The sequence below is a fragment of the Bacillus sp. GB_SG_008 genome, from assembly GCF_052038115.1.
Classification (GTDB): domain Bacteria; phylum Bacillota; class Bacilli; order Bacillales; family Bacillaceae_G; genus Bacillus_A; species Bacillus_A rhizoplanae.
The window spans coordinates 272,924-293,253 of the sequence record NZ_JBPZSK010000002.1; the positions used below are offsets into that span (position 1 = coordinate 272,924).

19 protein-coding genes and 1 pseudogene are annotated in these 20,330 nt (G+C 38.0%); 13 read left to right on the forward strand and 7 right to left on the reverse strand.

Going from position 1 to position 20,330, the window contains the following annotated elements; genetic code table 11:
• Positions 1 to 28: 28 nt before the first annotated feature.
• A pseudogene (locus ACTDJC_RS06340) lies at positions 29 to 130 on the forward strand (DUF3021 family protein); the annotation flags it as partial.
• A gap of 198 nt (positions 131 to 328) precedes the next feature.
• On the opposite strand, the gene speD reads toward ACTDJC_RS06340, so the two are convergent.
• On the reverse strand, positions 329 to 700 hold the full coding sequence (gene speD / locus ACTDJC_RS06345) for an adenosylmethionine decarboxylase (protein WP_440602915.1): 372 nt from the start codon (positions 698 to 700) through the stop codon (positions 329 to 331).
• Positions 701 to 724: 24 nt separating this feature from the next.
• On the reverse strand, positions 725 to 1,732 hold the full coding sequence (locus ACTDJC_RS06350) for a spermidine synthase (RefSeq protein ID WP_098310984.1): 1,008 nt from the start codon (positions 1,730 to 1,732) through the stop codon (positions 725 to 727).
• 252 nt (positions 1,733 to 1,984) lie between these two features.
• On the opposite strand from ACTDJC_RS06350, the gene ACTDJC_RS06355 reads away from it, so the two are divergent.
• Positions 1,985 to 3,310, forward strand: coding sequence for a 6-phospho-beta-glucosidase (locus tag ACTDJC_RS06355; RefSeq protein WP_440602916.1), 1,326 nt, complete (start codon positions 1,985 to 1,987; stop codon positions 3,308 to 3,310).
• Between the two features lie 54 nt (positions 3,311 to 3,364).
• Positions 3,365 to 4,069 carry a chitin disaccharide deacetylase gene (gene chbG / locus ACTDJC_RS06360; protein ID WP_440602917.1) on the forward strand — a complete coding sequence of 235 codons (705 nt, stop codon included), beginning with the start codon at positions 3,365 to 3,367 and terminating at the stop codon, positions 4,067 to 4,069.
• A 41-nt stretch (positions 4,070 to 4,110) separates the two neighbouring features.
• Here chbG and ACTDJC_RS06365 read toward each other — a convergent pair whose 3' ends face one another.
• The gene (locus ACTDJC_RS06365; RefSeq protein WP_440602918.1) at positions 4,111 to 5,301 is read right to left on the reverse strand and encodes a chromate transporter; all 1,191 of its coding nucleotides are present in this window, start codon (positions 5,299 to 5,301) and stop codon (positions 4,111 to 4,113) included.
• Between the two features lie 544 nt (positions 5,302 to 5,845).
• On the opposite strand from ACTDJC_RS06365, the gene ACTDJC_RS06370 reads away from it, so the two are divergent.
• A complete protein-coding gene (locus ACTDJC_RS06370) occupies positions 5,846 to 5,905 on the forward strand; it encodes a CHRD domain-containing protein (RefSeq protein WP_309247659.1) in 60 nt (19 codons plus the stop codon).
• A gap of 172 nt (positions 5,906 to 6,077) precedes the next feature.
• Here the strand turns inward: ACTDJC_RS06370 and ACTDJC_RS06375 are convergent, their stop codons facing one another.
• Both ACTDJC_RS06375 and ACTDJC_RS06380 read right to left on the reverse strand, forming a co-directional pair.
• The gene (locus tag ACTDJC_RS06375) at positions 6,078 to 6,842 is read right to left on the reverse strand and encodes a polysaccharide deacetylase family protein (RefSeq protein WP_440602919.1); all 765 of its coding nucleotides are present in this window, start codon (positions 6,840 to 6,842) and stop codon (positions 6,078 to 6,080) included.
• 152 nt (positions 6,843 to 6,994) lie between these two features.
• On the reverse strand, positions 6,995 to 8,065 hold the full coding sequence (locus tag ACTDJC_RS06380; protein ID WP_440602920.1) for a glycosyltransferase family 4 protein: 1,071 nt from the start codon (positions 8,063 to 8,065) through the stop codon (positions 6,995 to 6,997).
• Between the two features lie 478 nt (positions 8,066 to 8,543).
• Between ACTDJC_RS06380 and galE the strand changes: the two genes are divergently transcribed.
• The 3 genes from galE (at position 8,544) to wecB (ending at position 12,341) form a co-directional block, all read left to right on the forward strand.
• Entirely contained in the window at positions 8,544 to 9,530 is a 987-nt protein-coding gene (gene galE, locus ACTDJC_RS06385) for a UDP-glucose 4-epimerase GalE (RefSeq protein ID WP_253630887.1), read from the forward strand.
• A 295-nt stretch (positions 9,531 to 9,825) separates the two neighbouring features.
• On the forward strand, positions 9,826 to 11,151 hold the full coding sequence (locus ACTDJC_RS06390) for a UDP-glucose dehydrogenase family protein (protein WP_440602921.1): 1,326 nt from the start codon (positions 9,826 to 9,828) through the stop codon (positions 11,149 to 11,151).
• A gap of 74 nt (positions 11,152 to 11,225) precedes the next feature.
• A complete protein-coding gene (gene wecB / locus ACTDJC_RS06395) occupies positions 11,226 to 12,341 on the forward strand; it encodes a non-hydrolyzing UDP-N-acetylglucosamine 2-epimerase (RefSeq protein ID WP_440602922.1) in 1,116 nt (371 codons plus the stop codon).
• A 161-nt stretch (positions 12,342 to 12,502) separates the two neighbouring features.
• Here wecB and ACTDJC_RS06400 read toward each other — a convergent pair whose 3' ends face one another.
• Positions 12,503 to 13,657 (reverse strand): LCP family protein, encoded by a 1,155-nt coding sequence (locus ACTDJC_RS06400; protein WP_440602923.1) that lies wholly within the window; start codon positions 13,655 to 13,657, stop codon positions 12,503 to 12,505.
• 23 nt (positions 13,658 to 13,680) lie between these two features.
• Positions 13,681 to 14,322 carry a YigZ family protein gene (locus ACTDJC_RS06405; protein WP_440602924.1) on the reverse strand — a complete coding sequence of 214 codons (642 nt, stop codon included), beginning with the start codon at positions 14,320 to 14,322 and terminating at the stop codon, positions 13,681 to 13,683.
• Between the two features lie 382 nt (positions 14,323 to 14,704).
• Here ACTDJC_RS06405 and ACTDJC_RS06410 point away from each other — a divergent pair, with 382 nt between their 5' ends.
• From ACTDJC_RS06410 to ACTDJC_RS06435, 6 genes are all read left to right on the forward strand, one after another.
• A complete protein-coding gene (locus ACTDJC_RS06410; RefSeq protein WP_440602925.1) occupies positions 14,705 to 15,547 on the forward strand; it encodes a DegV family protein in 843 nt (280 codons plus the stop codon).
• Positions 15,548 to 15,661: 114 nt separating this feature from the next.
• Positions 15,662 to 15,976 (forward strand): winged helix-turn-helix transcriptional regulator, encoded by a 315-nt coding sequence (locus ACTDJC_RS06415; protein ID WP_098308329.1) that lies wholly within the window; start codon positions 15,662 to 15,664, stop codon positions 15,974 to 15,976.
• 257 nt (positions 15,977 to 16,233) lie between these two features.
• Positions 16,234 to 16,329 (forward strand): hypothetical protein, encoded by a 96-nt coding sequence (locus tag ACTDJC_RS06420; RefSeq protein WP_440602926.1) that lies wholly within the window; start codon positions 16,234 to 16,236, stop codon positions 16,327 to 16,329.
• A gap of 329 nt (positions 16,330 to 16,658) precedes the next feature.
• Positions 16,659 to 17,891 carry a C40 family peptidase gene (locus ACTDJC_RS06425; protein WP_440602927.1) on the forward strand — a complete coding sequence of 411 codons (1,233 nt, stop codon included), beginning with the start codon at positions 16,659 to 16,661 and terminating at the stop codon, positions 17,889 to 17,891.
• A 129-nt stretch (positions 17,892 to 18,020) separates the two neighbouring features.
• Positions 18,021 to 19,367 carry a DEAD/DEAH box helicase gene (locus ACTDJC_RS06430; protein ID WP_440602928.1) on the forward strand — a complete coding sequence of 449 codons (1,347 nt, stop codon included), beginning with the start codon at positions 18,021 to 18,023 and terminating at the stop codon, positions 19,365 to 19,367.
• Positions 19,367 to 20,074: a ComF family protein gene (locus ACTDJC_RS06435; RefSeq protein WP_440602929.1), complete on the forward strand. Its 708-nt coding sequence runs from the start codon at positions 19,367 to 19,369 to the stop codon at positions 20,072 to 20,074. The genes ACTDJC_RS06430 and ACTDJC_RS06435 overlap by 1 nt, the downstream gene beginning before the upstream one ends.
• The last annotated feature ends 256 nt before the right edge of the window (positions 20,075 to 20,330 follow it).

Consider the following 20,330-nt stretch of genomic DNA (forward strand, 5'->3'; position numbering starts at 1 on the left):
GGGGGGACGGCATGAAGGTTCAATTTTCATATGTGTAGGAAGCTTTATGATTATTTACTTCATTATTTGGTTTGCAATGACAATGTACTGGAAGAAAAAAATTGAGGGGTTAAATAACCAGATTAAATAAGAAGGAGTATATAAAGTGAAACTTCCATCAGTGAGCGATTTTTTCACTAATGGTTAGTTGAACCAATCGGGTATTTATGGGCAGTGACCCCCCACCTATCTTCTTCGCTTTTCTCTGAATCTTGAGGTGGGGGTCTTACTGCTCGTTAATGCGGGACAAAACACGCCAGGTGTGAAAATCATTTGGCGTGTTGATCGTTTAGTTAATGACGGTGATTTCGCCTAAGCCGCGAATCACCCGTTTTACATATAATTGCTTCGGATTGAGTATAGGCAATATATAATCGATGGCTTGTTGCGGGTCTACCTTTGTTCCACACGTATAGCAGTCAATAGCTGCAAACTGTTTTTCTGGATACGTATGAATAGAGATATGGCTTTCCGATAGTAAAACTAATATTGTAACTCCAGATGGTTCGAATGTTTTGGAGTCTACTGATAATACAGTTGCACCGCACATATTGGCTGCCATGACTAAATGTTGTTGTAAGAATTCATGATCATTTAATAAGGTAGTGTCTACCTCCCACATATCTACCATTATATGTCTTCCAAAAGTTGAATACTCCATGATACCTCCTGTTTATATATAAGACTAATATTCCATATCTTCATGATAACAACGGTGTAGAATAAGTTGGTTCTCTGTGTTGATTACTGCGTTTTGCCGTTCTTCTAAGAGGTCTTCTCTAAAGCGAAATAATAAAGCGAGGTTTTTCGGAAGTGTTCGATGAGGAACGGTTACGGGTAATGGGTTTCTATTGCGCATAATGGAGGAAGAATTGGTCGCGATATGAAAGCCCCAATCGTTTCCGAAAGAAGGAACGATTGTATGATAGCTTGCAACTGTTAATCCAGTGCTGCGAATTGTTCGGCCGATGCTCCAATAGGTAAGTGGTGCATCTTCTGGTGAGTTGGATTGACAGACGAACGCTCCACCTTTCGTAAGGAAGCTAGATACAACAGAAAATAATTCTTTTGTATATAGCTGACTTAATGTTTCGGTTGCAGGGTCTGGGAAGTCGATAATAATCACGTCATATTTGCGAGATTTCGTACGTAAAAATTTTCGAGCATCGTATGCATGGATATTTACACGCTTATCGAAAAAAGCCCTTTCGTTTAACGCGACAATTTCAGGCACATGAGTCGCAATTTTAATAATTTCTTCATCCAAATCGACAAGATCGACGCGGCGAACTGTTTTATATTTTAAAACTTCTCTTAATGCAAGACCATCTCCGCCTCCTAAAATGAGAACAGATTCTGGGGAATCTACTAATGCCATTGCAGGATGAACAAGTGCTTCATGATACAGTCGCTCGTCTACAGAGCTAAATTGTAATTGTTCATCAAGATACATTCTGACATCATTCACCTTTAGCACATCAATCTTCTGGTATTGACTCTTTCCTCGAAATAGAGCAGTATGCTTGTCTGCTAATATTTCTCCTAAACTCAGTTTGTCCCATATATCCCCGTGGCTGTAACTTTGAGATGATGTTGAGTTTGACTTGTTGTTGTTAGATTTTTTATTATAATATTTTTTACAATCTGAAGTAGATTCTTCCTTTTGATCATCTTTTCGGCAGTTTCTCGCCATGTTGAGCTCCTTTCTTTTATAAGAAATAGATTTTGTAAGTTCATGTTAGTATATGTACATTACTAGAGAAGGCTTGGACAATTCTTTATATTGAGGCAAAGAATAGGTTCATATAGAATTCTCCGACGACGCCAAAAGAAGCAATTGAATGAAGCGCATCATTTTCAAACCGAGCTCATACAATCAGAAGCAGGAGGAGAAAAAAACAGAGATTACAGTACTGTTAATTCATGCGAAAGGGGAACATGCAGCATGCGTGGAATAAAAATTACAACAATTGGCGGCGGCTCTAGTTATACGCCAGAATTAATTGAAGGTTTTATTAAGCGCTATCATGAAATTCCTGTTCGTGAAATTTGGTTAGTTGATATAGAAGAAGGAAAAGAAAAGTTAGAGATCGTTGGTAACTTAGCAAAGCGTATGGTGAAAAAGGCAGGAGTACCAATTGATATTCATCTTACGCTTGATCGCCGCGAAGCGTTAAAAGGGGCAGATTTTGTTACAACGCAGTTTCGCGTGGGATTATTAGCAGCGCGCAGTAAAGATGAAGCAATTCCATTAAAATATGATGTGATCGGTCAAGAGACAAATGGTCCTGGTGGTTTATTTAAGGCTTTGAGAACGATTCCTGTTATTTTAGATATTTGTAAAGACATAGAGGAGATTTGTCCAAATGCATGGTTAATCAACTTTACAAATCCAGCAGGTATGGTAACAGAAGCTATCCTTCGCTATACAAACATTCAAAAAGTTGTTGGGTTATGTAACGTTCCGATTGGGATTCGTATGGGATTAGCGAAGATTCTCGATGTAGATCCAAGCCGTGTACACGTTGATTTTGCAGGTTTAAACCATATGGTGTACGGATTGGATGTGTATTTAGATGGTGTGAGCGTCATGGATCGTTTGCTGGAATTAGTGACAGACCCAGAAAAACAAATTACAGTGCAGAATATTGTAGCGCTTGATTGGGAGCCTGATTTCATTCGTGCACTTCGTGCGATTCCGTGCCCATATCATCGCTACTACTACAAAACACGCGAAATGTTAGAAGAAGAAAAACAAGCATCCATGGAAAAGGGTACACGTGCAGAAGTCGTAAAAAAATTGGAAGCTGATTTATTTGAGCTTTATAAAGATCCCAATCTAGACATTAAACCACCGCAATTAGAAAAACGCGGCGGAGCATATTATAGTGATGCAGCGTGTAGCTTAATTACCTCTATTTATAACAATAAAGGTGACATCCAGCCTGTAAATACAAGAAATAATGGTACAATTGCAAGTCTGCCAGCTGATTCTGCTGTTGAAGTGAACTGTGTCATTACAAAGGATGGTCCAAAACCAATTGCAGTTGGGGACTTACCGGTAGCGGTTCGCGGTTTAGTACAGCAAATTAAATCGTTTGAACGTGTAACAATTGAAGCTGCTGTAACAGGTGATTATCATAAGGCGCTGCTTGCGATGACGATTAACCCACTTGTACCATCCGATAAAGTGGCAAAGCAAATTTTAGATGAAATGCTAGAAGCTCATAAAGAGTATCTTCCGCAATTCTTCAAAAAGGTGGAGAACTAAAGGCAGCGCTATATAAGCCTGCTTTTTTCTTGTTACGTAATGGGAGGGGATAGAATGATTCGATTAATCGTAAACGCAGATGACTTTGGCTTAACGCGAGGTGTAAACTACGGTGTTATTGACGCGCATGTTAACGGACTTGTCAATTCTACAACGATGATAATGAATATGCCGGGAGTAGAACATGCAGTGCAATTAGCGAAGGAATATAAGACGTTAGGAGTTGGCGTGCACCTCGTATTAACCGCAGGAAAACCATTGCTTTCTGATGTGCCTTCTCTTATAAAACAAGATGGTTCGTTTCATTCGCAACATACGATTCGGAAAGGAAATATAGATCCGCATGACGTCGAGCGAGAGTGGACCGCTCAAATTGACAAGTTTCTATCCTATGGTTTAACACCGACGCATTTTGATAGCCATCATCACGTACATGCACTGCCGATTTTACATGGTGTATTAAAAAGATTAACAGAGAAGTATAAAATCCCAGTACGCCGCCTTAAACAAGGCCGTGCAGTAAGTCCATTTTCTGATGTATTTCTCCGTAATTTTTACGGAGTTGGTGTAACGGATGATTATTTTACAAATTTACAAGAGCGTGTACGGGACGGGGCAACAGTTGAAATTATGGTGCATCCGGGCTATGTCGATGCGGAGTTGATGAAATGTTCATCTTATGTCATGAAGCGTGTTGAAGAATTACGGATTTTAACAGAGAGTAAGCTTCCAAGTGGAGTGGAGCTTGTAAAGTTTTAATATATAAGAAAGACGGCTATTTCTCGGAATAGCCGTCTTTCTTATAATACTGACAAAATGATTCCACTTATCGCGCCAACTATCACAATTACCCACGGCGGCAGCTTCCAAAAGGCAAGCATTGCAAATAAGAGTAATGCGACAACGAAATCAGCAGGCTTCTCAACCGAGCTCGTCCAAATCGGTTGATAGAAGGCGGCAAGTAAAATACCGACAACAGCTGCATTTATACCAAGCAGAGCACCCTGTACGTACGGTTTACGGCGCAGTGCATCCCAAAAGGGTAACACGCCTACTACGAGTAAGAAAGCTGGAAGGAAAATTGCAATCGTCGCAATTGTTGCTCCGAGAGCTCCGTTCATAATCGCACCGATATAAGCGGCAAATGTAAATAATGGTCCAGGGACAGCTTGCGTCATTCCATAGCCAGCGAGAAACTGCTCTTTCGTTATACTGCCGTTTGACACAAACTCATTTTCTAAAAGCGGAAGAACGACATGACCGCCGCCAAAGACAAGAGAGCCTGATCGGTAGAAGCTATCAAACATGGCAATCCAGTGCGAGAGAGGGCGTAATATTGGTAATAGTATCAATAAGATAAAGAACAGAGATAAGCATAGCACTGCGACTTTGCGTGAAATCGGAATGAATATTTTTGTTTCAGTTGCTATTGTATGCTCTCTGTATAAGAGCCACCCAATTACACCGGCGAATAAAATAACGATGATTTGTATCCAAGCTGCTTGGAATAATAGAACGGCAGCTGCAGCGATGACTGCGATCGTTGCGCGGCCACGGTCTGGTGTTAACTTCTGTGCCATTCCCCATAATGCATGAGCGACAATTGCTACGGCTACAAGTTTTAAGCCGTGAATCCATCCGGCATGGGCAATGTCTATTTGCTGTAATACGGAAGCAAACAATACGAGCACAAGAACGGAAGGTAACGTAAATCCAAGCCAAGAAATAATCGCCCCAAGTATGCCGCCTCGAGATAAGCCAATGCCCATGCCGACTTGGCTACTAGCAGGTCCAGGAAGAAATTGACAAAGCGCTACTAAATCAGCGTAGCTTTTTTCATCTATCCACTTTCGTTTTTGAACGTATTCGTGGTGAAAATAGCCAAGATGTGCAACAGGCCCCCCAAAGGAAGTGAGCCCAAGTTTCGTAGAAACGAGAAAGATTTCTATTAATATTTGTAAGTAGTTTGTAATGGTTTGTTTTGTTTTCAAAATGAAGTAAATTCTCCTTCTTTTTTGATGAACGTTTTCTTCTATCATATCGAATATATGTAAATGAGAACATCGATAGAATGTAATAAATATGTAAATTTGCATACACTGCGAGTATCGTTTTATGGAAGTTTCACTCTATTGGAAATTTGGGTGAGGTAGTCAAAGAAACAAGCATATTTAGAACGGAATGAGTATCGTATCAGCTTTATATAAGGAGGTGGTTAGAAGAGTGACAAAAGCTTTTTTGCTAGATTAAAAGGACGTAATGAAGTCCCTCCTGTAGAAACTGTTGCTTGTAGTAAGGTGAAATTCATGTTTAATGAAGACTTTACAAAGCTATATTATAAATTAACTAGAAGATGACTGTCGCTCACATTCATTTAGGGAAGGAAGGAAAAAATGGACCAGTGAATCCTGGGATTAGTATTGATAAAGGCGTTGTAAAGGGTGTATTGACAAAAGATAATCTTGTTGAGCCACTCCAAGGAAAGACTTTAGTAGATCTTATGAAAGAAATACAGGGGGAAATGCGTATGTCAATGTGCATACAGAGCAATATCCTCAAGATGAAATTCGCGGACAAATTCAAGAGGTATGCTAACAAGGAAAAGGAGCTGACCTAACTTAGTCAACTCCTTTTTGTATTGTTTTATAAAGTGAAACTTCCATAAGTGGGGGGCTTCATTCCCCTCGGCTATTGATCACTATTTTAAAGTTTACACAAAAATAGGAATTGGGGAAGGAGTGGACAGATTTAGCAGAGGCTAAAGTTGTTACAATCTCGTATCCTTCCAAAAATTAACTTCTAAATGAGAAGAAGGGTTGTAAGGAAGAAGTGTATACCCTTGTGAACGAAGATAGTCAATTATGTTTGGTAAAACTTGCACGGTGACACTTGAGTCATGCATTAAAATGACTTCAACTGGTTTATTACTTTGACTCATTATCCGTTCCAATACAGCAGAAGGATTATGATCACTTTTCCAATCATATGTATCGACTGTCCAATCCCACATTTTATAGTGAGCTACAACAAGAGCATCACGATAGTTTTTCTTTAAATAGGGCATACTGCCATAAGGAACGCGAACGAGATGCGTATCGAGTCCGGTGATAGTTTGAACGATTGCCCGAGCTTGTTCCATTTCAGAAACTAAAATAGAGGGATCACCGTTATAAAGGTATTTTGCATTATGAGACATACTATGTAATCCTAGGTAATGACCTTCTTGAATCAATCGCTTTGTTGTTTGAGGATAACGAGAGACACGTCCGCCAATAACGAAGAAGGTTGCTTTTTCATTTTTTTGCTTTAAGATATTTAAAATTTGTGATGTATATTTGTTTGGTCCATCATCGAATGTTAAATAAGCCACTTTTCTTTGCGGAGTAGCTGTATTCTGATGAGGCAGTTGTGTTTCAAGATGAGCGATAGAGCGATTCTCATGTGAAGATACAACTGCAGCCTGCTTGGATGATAGAAAACATGAGATGATAGTATAAAACAAACAAATCAGTAGAAGCGTTCGCTTAATCATGATGCTCACCCTAATTTGAAAATTGTACCTTTATTTTGCTCCAATAGTGGTATTCTCAAACGAACTATATTTTGGAAAACAAAAAACCGGATGATTTCTTTAAAGAAATCATCCGGTTTGTATATTTTTATATTGAATTGGTTATACTACTGTTATTCTTCACGTTTTTTTACCTTTTTATAGACTGAAATAATTGGTTTATAGCGATCGTGTACAAGACCAATAATCTCTGCGACAATTTCAGTAACTAAAATAAGAACGAATAGAAGAAAAATGGATAACCATAATGTTGCGCTTGAAAAAATAATCGCGTTGACACTAAAGAAAATCCCGAAGGCATAAATGATAAGCACCGTTGTTCGATGAGAGAATCCTAGTGCAAGTAAGCGGTGATGTAAATGTGATTTATCTGGTGCCGAAATTGGTTTTTTATTTACAATACGGCGAATGATCGCAAATGTTGTATCAAATATTGGTACTCCTAAAATAATGACTGGAACGATAAAGCTAAACAGTGTTACGCTTTTGTACAGTCCAAGTAGTGATAGTACAGCAATACAATATCCTAAGAACAGTGCCCCTGTATCTCCCATAAAGATTTTCGCTGGATGGAAGTTATAGAATAGAAATCCAATTGTACTTGCCAGTGCAATTAACGCAAGCGGCAAAATGATAGCACTCCCAGCGCCAGTAACGCTAGTAGCAGCCATGTAAGCTAACGTTGCAAGAACAATGGACGAAATTCCAGCTGATAATCCGTCAAGGCCGTCAATTAAATTAATGGCATTTGTAATACCGACAATCCAAAATACTGTAATCGGATAAGATAACCATCCAAGTTCAGTTTCTCCTAAAATTGGAATATAAAGCACCGATATTTGTAAATTTTTCACGATTAGCAATGCCACTGCAAGTTGTCCGCCGAATTTTACTTTTGCAGATAGTTCATACACATCATCTAATATACCAATGATGATGATTATGACAGCACCTAAACTAATCGATAGGATACGCTGTTCATACAAGCCGCTAACGAAGCATCCTACAGCAACTCCGATAAAAATTGCCAGTCCGCCAAGACGAGGCATAATCTGTTGATGTACTTTACGAGCATTTGGCTTGTCTGTTGCCCCAATCTTAAAAGCTAACTTAATCACGAAAGGGGTAGCAATTAGTACGGTAATGAAAGATGCCAATACTGCATAAATAGTTCGTGAGTCCATTAATACCCCACCTTTTATATTTTAACGTATGCAAATCTTTCTTTTACTTAAAAGTTCGATAAGTGTTTTTGGCTCATAACATATGGTATCATAAAAAGAATAGAATTCAATCTTTTTTTCCCTTGACTTTGATGAATAATGGCCAAAATATGTGACATTTTTTAGTGAATTATAGATGCAAATTAATCTTAATATGGATGTTTTACAGGAAAATATGTATGATTCCTACTTCAGGAGTATATGGTAAATTGCGGGTGTGAATCACAATATAATCTTATTGTCTAAATATACATATATAATGAGATGAGGTTTTTAATTATTTTTCGTCATAGTGTGTCATGCATAAATGTTGAGGAAAATGTATAATAAAGGAAAACTTCTATTTGTGGAGAATGAAAGCCTCTCAACTGATGGCAGTTTCACTTTATAATATGGAGCAAAGGTATCTGATGATAAATTTTTTTCAGGGGGAGAACGCATGATTTTAGTAGTTGGCGGTGCAGGATATATTGGAAGTCATACAGTAAAACAATTGTTAGACAAAAATTTTGAAGTGGTCGTATTAGATAACTTATCGACTGGTCATCGTGAGAGCGTTGATAAAAGAGCACTTCTAGAAATAGGAGATTTAAGCAATGCAGCGGATTTAGATCGTGTATTTGGCAAATATTCTATTGATGCTGTTATGCATTTTGCGGCAAATAGCCTTGTCGGAGAATCCGTTTTGAATCCGTTGAAATATTATAAAAACAACGTAACGGCAACGATTACGTTGCTTGAAAAAATGATGGAGCATGATGTGAAATCGTTTATTTTCTCTTCAACAGCAGCAACGTACGGAATTCCAGATACAGATATCATTACAGAAAAGAATGCAACAAACCCAATCAATCCATACGGACGTTCTAAATTAATGATTGAACATATTTTACAAGATTTTCATGCAGCTTATGGCATGAAATATGTTGCACTGCGTTATTTTAACGCAGCAGGTGCTCACGTATCCGGAACAATTGGAGAAGATCATACACCAGAGACACATTTAATTCCGCTTGTGCTGCAGCACTTATTAGGAAAACGTGAAACAATTTCTGTATTTGGCACAGATTATGAAACAAATGATGGTACTTGTATTCGTGATTATATCCATGTAACAGACTTAGCAGAGGCGCACATCTTAGCACTGCAAAGCTTACAAAATGAACAAAAAACAAATGAAGTGTATAACTTAGGAAATGGCAAAGGTTTTTCTGTAAAAGAAGTGATTGAAACGTGTGAGCGTGTAACTGAGAAGAAGGCGAATGTCGTTTACACGGAACGCCGCGCTGGAGATCCAGCACAACTGATCGCTTCTTCAGCAAAGATCTATGACGAATTAGGCTGGAAGGCAAAATATTCACTTGAAGAAATGATTCACACGGCTTGGGAATGGCATACAGCTCATCCGAACGGATATAGTAAGTAAAAACAAGTCAGCTGCCGATAAAGCAGCTGACTTGTTTCTTTACAAGATATTTTGGTAGTAGGACTCCCACTTCAAGATTGTGAGAAATGAAAGAAGATAGGCGGGGGATAGCTGCTGGCAGGTGCCTGATTAATTCAACTAATAATTAGTGGGAGATGAAGAATACTTACATTGATTAAAGTTTCACTTTCGAGAATTTCAGCGCTTTTCTTTACAAAAGCTTAAAAAATGAGGCTAAGGATGTTTCATATAATAAAATTAAAGTGAAACAAACCATAAGTAGGAGGTGTTGTTTATGAAAATTACAGTAGTAGGTACTGGATATGTCGGGTTAGTGACAGGGGTTGGATTAGCGACACTTGGGCACTCTGTGATTTGTTTTGATATTGATGAACAAAAAATACGGTTGTTAGAGAAAAATGAATTGCCGATATATGAACCGGGCTTACAAGAATTATTGGAAGAGGCTGTTTTGAAACGGAGATTATCGTTTACTTCAAAGCGAGAAGAAGCTTACGAGGCAGCTGATTTTATTTTTGTGGCGGTTGGTACACCGTCCTACTCAGATGGATCTGCAAACTTAACACATATTGTCAATGTGTGCCGTGACATTGGCATGTATGCAAAGCGTGATGTGACTGTAGTGACGAAAAGTACGGTTCCAGTTGGGACAAATGATGCTATGAAAGAATGGATTCGAGAGTCAGTGCGAACAGATATAAGTATACATCTTGTATCAAACCCGGAGTTTTTGCGAGAAGGCTCTGGCGTACATGATTTCTTTCATGGTGATCGAATTATAATTGGAGCAGAAACAACAGAGATTGCAAAGAGAGTTGGTGAGCTGTATAAATCGCTCCCAATTGAAATATTTACAACAGATGTGCGCAGTGCAGAGATGATTAAGTATGCATCGAATGCTTTTTTAGCGACGAAAATTAGCTTTATCAATGAAATTTCAAATATATGTGAAAAAGTACAGGCTGATGTGACGGAAGTGGCAGCTGGTATGGGAATCGATAAAAGAATTGGCCCGCATTTTCTGCAGGCGGGTATTGGATACGGCGGCTCGTGTTTTCCGAAAGATACAAACGCACTTGTGCAAATTGCTGGGAATGTGGCGCATGATTTCAGGTTATTAAAAGCAGTCATCGAAGTAAATAATAAGCAACAAGCTTCACTCGTGGAGAAGGCAGAAAAGGTGATGAATTTACGAGGGAAACGAGTTGCTGTTCTCGGTCTTTCGTTTAAGCCAAATACAGATGATATAAGGGAAGCACCTTCTCTTATGATTATTGAACAGTTACTAGCTTTAGGAGCTAATATTATCGTGTACGATCCAAAGGCAATTTTACATGCGAAGCGTATATTGGCACATCAAGTACAATATACGACAGATATAGATGCAGCCATTATGAAAGCAGATGCAGCCTTTATTGTAACGGAGTGGGAAAGTATTCGAACGTATCCTATTGCGAAGTATGTACAGCTTATGAATGAACCGATTTTATTTGATGGAAGAAATTGTTATGACTTAGAAAAGATAGAGAAGTATGCTGTTGATTACTATTCCATTGGCAGAAGAGCGATTCGAAGGCGCGATGTTTCACATTTGTTTTAGAAAATATTTCCTTTTACCACTTGGAATTCTCATATATAATGAATTGGAACACTGAAAGAAAAGAGGAACTCAATATGACAGAACGCATGAAAGTAATGACGATTTTTGGAACGCGTCCCGAAGCTATTAAAATGGCCCCTCTTGTGTTAGAGCTACAAAAACATTCAGAACAAATCGAGTCGATTGTGACAGTAACAGCTCAACATCGTCAAATGCTAGATCAAGTGTTAGATATTTTCGGTATTACACCAAATTATGATTTGAATATTATGAAAGACCGTCAAACGTTAATTGATATTACAACGCGTGGTTTAGAAGGCTTAGATAAAGTCATGAAAGAAGCAAAGCCAGATATCGTTCTTGTACATGGTGATACAACGACGACATTTATTGCAAGCCTTGCTGCATTTTATAATCAAATTCCAATCGGTCATGTAGAAGCTGGTCTTCGTACGTGGGATAAATATTCTCCATACCCAGAAGAAATGAACCGTCAATTAACAGGCGTCATGGCAGATCTTCATTTCGCACCGACGGCAAAATCTGCAACAAACCTGCAGCAAGAAAACAAAAAAGAGGCAAATATTTTTATTACAGGAAATACAGCAATTGATGCGTTAAAAACAACAGTAAAAGAATCATATACGCATCCTGTTTTAGAGAAGGTTGGAGATGACCGTCTTATCCTTATGACAGCACATCGCCGTGAAAATTTAGGTGAACCGATGCGCAATATGTTCCGTGCAATTAAGCGTCTTGTCGAAACACATGAAGATGTGCAAGTTGTATATCCAGTACATATGAATCCTGTTGTTCGTGAAATTGCAGGAGAAATTTTAGGAGATCATAATCGCATTCATTTAATTGAGCCGCTTGATGTAATTGATTTCCATAACTTTGCATCACGTTCATACTTAATGTTAACAGATTCTGGCGGTGTACAAGAAGAAGCGCCATCACTTGGTGTGCCAGTTCTTGTTCTTCGTGATACAACAGAGCGTCCAGAAGGTATTGAAGCCGGTACATTAAAGCTTGCTGGTACAGATGAAGAAACAATCTTTACTTTAGCAAATGAGTTATTATCAGATAAAGAAGCACACAGTGCAATGGCAAAAGCATCGAATCCATATGGTGACGGGCATGCGTCAGAGCGTATTGTAAAAGCGATTGTGGAGTATTTTAATAAATAATAAAGTGAAACTTCCATCAGTGAACGATTTTTTCACTGATGGAAAGCTCTCACCAATCGGGCTCTTATAGGCAGTTTGATTTTGCAGCAATGAATAACATTTTACTGCCCGTTAGAGCGGGATAAAAAAACAGCTATCTCCATTGACGGAGATAGCTGTTTTTAATGTGCAGACATTTGCCATTCTGTATTTGATTCATGAGTGTCTGAATTTGTCTTTTGTTCATGCGATTTAGACGATGGTGTAGATTGTTCCTGTTTTTCAGGTTGATGTTGTATATTCGAGCCATGAGACGGTTTAGCCGGTTCTTGTGTTTCAGGCTGCTCTTGTGTATCCGACGCAGGAGCTGAATCTTCAAGTTCTAAGTTTTGCATAAAGGTATGGTGAATTTCTTGGATACTTGATTCGTCTGGAATGAAATAGTAAATTCCATCTATTTTTGCATCTTTTCCTTCCATTTTTACTGTTTGAATGGTAGATGCATCAAAGCCAGAGAATTCTTTATAGAGTGCAAGACCATCTGATACAGGTATATCTGTTTTTATATACTTTCCGACTACTTTTGCAATGTCATTGATTTTAAATACAGTAGAAGGTGAGTTTAATTCCTGTAACACCGCTTCAAGTACTTGACGTTGACGTGCAGCACGGCCAAAGTCCCCATTCGGATCTTGCTTTCTCATCCGAACATAAGCCAAGGCTTCTTCGCCATTTAAATGCTGTGGTCCTTTTTTAAACTCAATCTTTTTGTAATAGTCAACATCAGAGCGTTCCCAGAAATCGAATGGAACATCGACTGTAACACCGCCAACTGCATCGACTATGCCTTTAAATCCTTTAAAATCTAATTTAATATAATGATCGACAGGTACTTTTAAAAGGTTTTCCACTGTATCCATGGCCATTTTTTCTCCGCCATAGGCATGAGCTGCATTTATCTTATCTTTTTTGTCACGCCCAGCGATTGTTACGCGTGAATCACGCGGGATACTCATTAAAGATACTTGCTTGGTTTTTGGATTAATAGTTGCAAACATTAAGGAATCCGTTCGTCCGTTTTGGCCGCCTGTGGCATAATCTTCAATTCCCATGATTAAAAGACTAAATGGTTTTTTCGTAATTTCTACATCCTCTGTGCGGAGTTTAGATTTATCATGCTTCGAGCCGCTGTAAATTCCCATTAAAGAAGAGTAAGAATTATACGCATAAACTGCTACGCCTCCGATAAGGATAGCAAAAATAAGGAATATAAGCGATTTGCGTCTTCTTTTCTTTTTCGTCCTTCTATTCTGGAGATGATGATAACGATCTTCCATAAATAATCTCCTTTAAGTATAAATTAGTGTTGTACTATATCTTGTTCTAGATATAGCATCTCATCTTCATTAATTGTACATTTCCCATTTGTGATTTCAATCATCCATTCTGTGAATGATTGTTTTTGGCTTTCCCCTACATATGTGTCAAACGTGACATGATCTAAGTAATGTATATCTTTAATCGTATATATAGAGTTGCGTAGTTCATTTTCAATTTTTCCGAGTAATGTATAGTCAATTTCAGTTTTCATGACGCGCATCAGCTTTCGCTCAACGATGCCGACATGATTTAGACCTTCACTTGTACATTTCCCGTATGCACGAATTAAACCGCCTGCTCCGAGTTTAATGCCACCGAAATAACGCGTTACAACAACGACAGTATCTTTTAAGTGACGCTTCTTTAATACTTCTAGGATCGGGACACCAGCTGTACCACTAGGTTCTCCGTCGTCGTTTGCTTTTTGAATTTGGTCATGTTCGCCAATTAAGTAGGCTGAGCAGTTATGGGTTGCATTCCAATGTTGTTTTTTAATCTTTTGGATAAATTCTTGCGCTTCTTCTTCTGTTGTTGCGCGGCTTACATGACAAATAAAGCGAGATTTTTGAATCACTATTTCATGTTCGCCGCACCCTTTTACGGTGAAATATTGTAGTAGCACTAATTTTTACGCCCCTATCTTTATAAATTACAGCTTTTATTAGTGGGCAGTTCTATCCCAAGCTGATGGTTAGCTTTATGAAATCGGGTTCTTGTGAAACGGGGTTCTACCTTCATTTTCTTTCGTTTCTCAGAAGGTGAAGAACGTATTACTCGTTAGATAGATAAATTATCAATACTTTTTATTCTAAAAGGGCTAGTGTGGAGTTTCAAATCTTTTTTTGCAGAAATTTAGCCATTTCTATTATAATTTGAATTTTTTTGTTGTAAATTGTTGAAATAGTATTTATAATTTTAACCTCTCGTTTTTTCAGCAGTTAATGCACCTTTTTCCATTTTCATGTACAATTAATAATAAATTTGTTTATAAGGTAGGTACGAAAATGAAAACAGCTATTGTAACTGATAGTACGGCATATTTACCAAAACATGTTCGTGAAGAATTAAATATACATATAATCCCGTTGAATGTCATTTTTGGGAATGATTCTTATCAAGAAGAGGTTGAAATTACGGCTGCAGATTTTTATGTGAAAGTTCGTGAACAAGAAGAGCTGCCGAAGACATCTCAACCAGCTATTGGAAAGTTTATTGAGTTATTTGAAGAGCTAGGGAAAGAATATGATGCAGTGATTAGCGTTCATCTTTCTAGCGGTATTAGTGGTACGTACCAGACGGCGACGACAGCGGGTCAAATGGTAGACGGAGTAAAGGTATATACATACGACTCAGAAATTAGCTGTGAAGTTCAAGGTTTTTATGCACGTGAAGGCGCAAAAATGGCGAGTGAAGGGAAAACTCCGGAAGAGATTATCGCTCGTTTTGATGAAATGAAGAAAACAGTGGATGCGTATTTCGTTGTAGATGATTTGCATCATTTGCAGCGCGGCGGTCGTTTAAATAGTGCTCAGGCATTTATTGGAAGTTTATTGCAGGTGAAACCGGTACTATATTTCCGCGATAAAGTTATTATTCCGTTTGAAAAAATTCGTACGCGTAAAAAAGCATTAAAACGTATTGTTGAAATTTTTGATGAACAAGCAAGTAAAGGTATGCCAATGGAAGCAGTTATCATTCATGCTAATCGGGAAGAAGAAGCAAAAGAATGGAAGCAAGAATTGCAAGAAGCATACCCGCATGTGGAAATTCGAATCGGTTATTTCGGAGCGGTAATTGGTACACACTTAGGAGAAGGTGCTCTTGGCTTAGGATGGTACACGAAATAAAAAAAGCTCTCTTTCATGTAGAGAGCTTTTTTGGTAAAAATATAACAAACAAAATAAGTTTAATTACTTACTTTTTATAAGAAACTATTTTATAATAGAGAAGAGGTGAAACATATGGAACATAATCCGTGTTTATGTCCGAAGTTCGAGTCTGCTTTTACACTTCTTAGTAAAAAGTGGACAGGATTAATTATTAAATCACTGTTAGAAGAACCGAAACGATTTCGAGAAATTGCTGATATCATTCCAAATATGAGCGATCGTATGCTATCAGAGCGCTTAAAGGAATTAGAAAGTGAAGGAATTGTTGTGCGTGCCGTTTATCCGGAAGTGCCAGTTCGTATTGAATATGGTTTGACAGATAAAGGAAAAGCATTAGAGAGTGTAATGGATGAAGTACAAAAATGGGCAGAGAAATGGGTTCATTAATTGGGATTTTACTACCAAAAAGTAGTGGGATAAAAAAGTGCAGGGAGATATTCCTGCACTTTTTTGCTTTACAAATAAAGGAAAATGCAGTAAAAAATATTTCCTTTCGATTAAAAATATTACATTGATATAACAAAAGGGTTACATGTGTATTTTAAGTGTAATATAACCCTTCTTGTGGAGCTGGAAATTTAATTGTTAATTTGGAAGATATGTAAAAATAAGGTAGTATATGGTCTTACTATGGCCAACATGGTGTGAAGAAGACGAGTTGGTTATATGATGGTGGAAAATGGTATTATTTCAATTCAGATGGTAAAAGGAAATTATCAAATCAATGGCAAATAGAATAAGTTCAATGAAAATGGTGTTTGGTTAGAGGAAGTAAAAGCTTAATAGATTAGTAAACTCTCTTGCGTGATAGCAAGAGAGTTTTTTGTTATACATCACATAACCATAAAGTAAATAAAATCGTGCGACAAAAGAGAAAAAAGTATCGTCCTCATTCTCCATTTCTCTACAAAAAGGCACAATATTAGAACATAAATGTCAAGAAATTACAAACGTAATATTACATTTCTTTTACAAAAGCGTAACATTGCTAAAAAACATTGGTAATTATGGTATAAATTTTATTAGACAAATTCGGAAAACCAAGAAAAAGAAAGCGGTGTAAAACAAAATGAAAAAATTTAAAATCGCATCTTGCGCATTAGCAGCAGGATTTATGATGTTTTCAGTAGTAACACCAAATGCATTTGCTGAAAAAAATGACGACGTAAAAACACAAATTCAACAACAAAATGACACTTTACATAAACAACAACAAGAACGTGATGATCTTCAAAAACAAATGGACGAATTAAAGAATACAATTCAAGGATTGGATAAGTCTGTTCAAGAGAACGAAGCTAAACTTGCTGAAACAACGAAGCAAGTAGAAGAAACACAAAAATTAATTGAACAAAAAGATAAAGAGATTGCAGATTTACAAACGAAAATTGCACAGCGTGAAGAACTGTTGAAGAAGCGTTTAGTTGCTCTTCAAGAGAAACCAAACACGAATGTTGTAACGGAAGTAGTTGTAAATTCTAAAAGTCTTGCAGATTTAATTGATCGTTTAACTTCTGTTTCACAAATTCTTGAGTCTGACCAAGACATTATGAAAATGCAACAACAAGATCAAGATAAAGTGAAAAAAGATGTGGAACTTATAAAATCAAAACAACAAGAATTAAAAGATGCACAAGCAAAAATTGAAACTGCGAAACAAGAACTTGATGCTGAAAAAGCGAAAAAACAAGCAGCGATAGATGATTTAAGTGCAAAAATGCAAACAGTTGTAAACGGAATGTCTAGCACAGAGTCGCAATTGAAAGATTTAGAAAAACAAGCTCTATACTTACAAAGCTTAGCTGAACAACAAGAAAAACAAGCACAACAAGCACAACCAGCACAACAAACGCAACAAACGCAACAACCAGCAAATAATGGCGGCGGACAAGCTAAAAATGCTTCTAATTCGAAACCAGCTCCTGCAGCACCGCCACAAGAAGTAAGCGGCGGCGGGGATTCAAGTGTAATTGCAAAGGCACAAAAATACCTTGGTATGCCATATGTTTGGGGTAGTGCATCTCCATCTAACGGTGGATTTGACTGCAGTGGTTTCATTTCTTACATTTACGGCGTAGGTCGTCAAGATGTAGCTGGATACTGGAATTCTGTTCAGCATATTAGCAGCCCACAACCTGGTGATTTAGTATTCTTCCAAGGTACGTATAAAGCAGGTCCATCTCATATCGGTATTTATGTTGGCAACGGACAAATGATTCACGCTGGTGATGACGGAATTGCATATTCTAACATTAACAGTAGTTACAACCAAAAACATTTCTTAGGTTACGGTAGATTCTAGAATTTTAATTATATAAAATACGTGTATAAAGTCGATAGCTTACTATTTTAAGAGTAGGTTATCGGCTTTTTTGATTTTTTACAAACTCTTTCAATCTTTTTATAGTAAAAATAGAAAGGGGGAGAGAGGATGCTAGAAGGCCGACAGTTATTACTAGAGGAAGTATCCGTATCAGAGGAAGAACTTTATAAGCTGGAACGAGATGGCTATATTTGTTATGAGAAAGGCGTTATAAAGAAAAGCTCTCGTTATATGTGTCAGCGCTGCGGAAATGAAAAACGGCGATTATTTTTTTCGTTTTTATGCTATCGCTGCAATAAAATGTGTGCGTATTGCCGGAAGTGTATCTTGATGAGAAGAGTGAGTGAATGTACGCAGCTCGTTCGTTGGATTGGTCCTATACAAAATAAAATCATAGTGAATTGTCTTGAGTGGAACGGTCAGTTATCAGAAGGACAACAAAAGGCTGCAGACGGAATTGTAAGGGCAGTGCAAAGAAAAGAATCCTTTTTCGTCTGGGCCGTATGCGGTGCAGGGAAAACAGAGATGTTATTTCATGGTATACAAGAAGCCTTAAGTAAAGGAGAACGCGTTTGTATTGCGACGCCGCGGACGGATGTTGTCCTCGAACTTTATCCCCGTTTGCGGGAAGTATTCCCATCTGTTTCAATTTGTGCATTATATGGTGGAAGTGACGACTTATACACAAATGCGCAGCTTGTTGTTTCGACAACTCATCAACTCCTGCGCTATTATAGAGCATTTGATGTCATGATCGTGGATGAGATTGATGCCTTCCCTTATTCAATGGATAAAACGCTGCAATACGCAGTTAACTCTGCTAGTAAAGAAAATGCAGCGTTTATTTATTTGACAGCCACTCCATCTAAAGACTGGCAGCGAAAGCTTCGTAATGGAAAACAAAAAGGAGTGATTATTCCTGCACGCTACCATCGTTATCCCCTACCTATCCCTATTTTTCGCTGGTGCGGGAATTGGCGGAAATTCATCCAAAAGAAAACCTTACCTTCAATTATTTTGCGGTGGCTTCATGTATATCTCGAAAAGCAATATCCTATTTTTTTATTTGTTCCTCATGTTTGTTATGTAGAAGAAATTGTTTCTATTTTAAAATGTATTGATAATCGTATAGAAGGCGTGCATGCGGAAGATCTGAAGCGAAAAGAAAAGGTGGCTTCATTCCGAAAGGGAGAGATTCCGTTATTAGTGACGACGACGATTTTAGAAAGAGGCGTTACCGTTTCGAATTTGCAAGTGGCGGTGTTAGGGGCAGAAGAGCATGTTTTTTCAGAAAGTGCGCTCGTTCAAATTGCAGGACGAGCGGGGCGTAGTAGCCATGCTCCTTATGGCGATGCCATCTATTTTCATTATGGAAAGACAGAGGCGATGGTTACGGCAAAAAAACAAATTCAATCAATGAACAAACGAGCAAAGCAAGAAGGGTTGGTAGACTAATGCATTGCCTTCTTTGTGATGATGTTATCTCTGTTTTGCCGAGCTGGTTTTCTTTTTTTGTTGCACAAGAAAAGGGATACGTATGCGCATACTGTGAACAAAAATTTTCTTATATTATAGGAGACATTTGTGCAGATTGCGGAAGATCCTTTCAGTATCTATCAGATGAATATAGGCAAGGAGAATATTGTCAGGACTGTTTACGCTGGAAGCAAGATCCGTATTTTCAGTATGTATATGTAAAAAATCGATCTGTCTATGTATATAATGATTGGATGAAAGAAGTGTTAGCCCGTTTTAAGTTTCGCGGCGACGCCGCTCTTGTTCAAGTATTTGCTTCTTCTTTTGCGAATGTTTTTCGGCAGTATTTTCCCCATTGTGATTGCATTGTTCCTATTCCCCTTAGTCTGTCTCGTAAATATGAACGAGGATTTAATCAAGCAGAATTGTTAGCCTCATGCTTATCTATTCCAATTGTGAAAACATCACTCATGCGAAGCGATGCAGAGAAGCAAAGTAAGAAAACAAGAACAGAGCGTTTGCAGCGTCCGCGGCCCTTTTATTTTGCAGAGGGAGAATCCTTTCACGGAAAAGATATTCTTTTAATTGATGACGTATACACAACTGGGATTACGGTGCGTCAAGCGGCGCAATGCTTCTATCAAAGAGGTGCACGGAATGTTTCATCATTGACGCTTTGCCGCTGAATTCTTATTTGGTGTCCTCTTTGCTAATATAGTGCAGCTCAAATATTCTGGAATTTTTTTCACTTTTGGATACACACGGAATCCTTCCGGCCACTCTAACTACAATAAAGTGAAACTTCCATCAGTGGGGGGTTCTTCCTCCCCCACTGATGGAAAGCTCTCACCAATCGGGCTTTTACGGGATAAATCTTAAGTACATTTTCTCAACGTGGATTGTAAATTTTTTAGAAGGTTTTTAAGAAATTAAGAAAGAATA

Coding starts and splice junctions, on each gene's coding strand:
- speD (WP_440602915.1), bottom strand. CDS start 700: ATGGAGTATTCAACTTTTGGAAGACATATAATGGTAGATATGTGGGAG.
- ACTDJC_RS06350 (WP_098310984.1), bottom strand. CDS start 1,732: ATGGCGAGAAACTGCCGAAAAGATGATCAAAAGGAAGAATCTACTTCA.
- ACTDJC_RS06355 (WP_440602916.1), top strand. CDS start 1,985: ATGCGTGGAATAAAAATTACAACAATTGGCGGCGGCTCTAGTTATACG.
- chbG (WP_440602917.1), top strand. CDS start 3,365: ATGATTCGATTAATCGTAAACGCAGATGACTTTGGCTTAACGCGAGGT.
- ACTDJC_RS06375 (WP_440602919.1), bottom strand. CDS start 6,842: ATGATTAAGCGAACGCTTCTACTGATTTGTTTGTTTTATACTATCATC.
- ACTDJC_RS06380 (WP_440602920.1), bottom strand. CDS start 8,065: ATGGACTCACGAACTATTTATGCAGTATTGGCATCTTTCATTACCGTA.
- galE (WP_253630887.1), top strand. CDS start 8,544: ATGATTTTAGTAGTTGGCGGTGCAGGATATATTGGAAGTCATACAGTA.
- ACTDJC_RS06390 (WP_440602921.1), top strand. CDS start 9,826: ATGAAAATTACAGTAGTAGGTACTGGATATGTCGGGTTAGTGACAGGG.
- wecB (WP_440602922.1), top strand. CDS start 11,226: ATGACAGAACGCATGAAAGTAATGACGATTTTTGGAACGCGTCCCGAA.
- ACTDJC_RS06400 (WP_440602923.1), bottom strand. CDS start 13,657: ATGGAAGATCGTTATCATCATCTCCAGAATAGAAGGACGAAAAAGAAA.
- ACTDJC_RS06410 (WP_440602925.1), top strand. CDS start 14,705: ATGAAAACAGCTATTGTAACTGATAGTACGGCATATTTACCAAAACAT.
- ACTDJC_RS06415 (WP_098308329.1), top strand. CDS start 15,662: ATGGAACATAATCCGTGTTTATGTCCGAAGTTCGAGTCTGCTTTTACA.
- ACTDJC_RS06425 (WP_440602927.1), top strand. CDS start 16,659: ATGAAAAAATTTAAAATCGCATCTTGCGCATTAGCAGCAGGATTTATG.
- ACTDJC_RS06430 (WP_440602928.1), top strand. CDS start 18,021: ATGCTAGAAGGCCGACAGTTATTACTAGAGGAAGTATCCGTATCAGAG.
- ACTDJC_RS06435 (WP_440602929.1), top strand. CDS start 19,367: ATGCATTGCCTTCTTTGTGATGATGTTATCTCTGTTTTGCCGAGCTGG.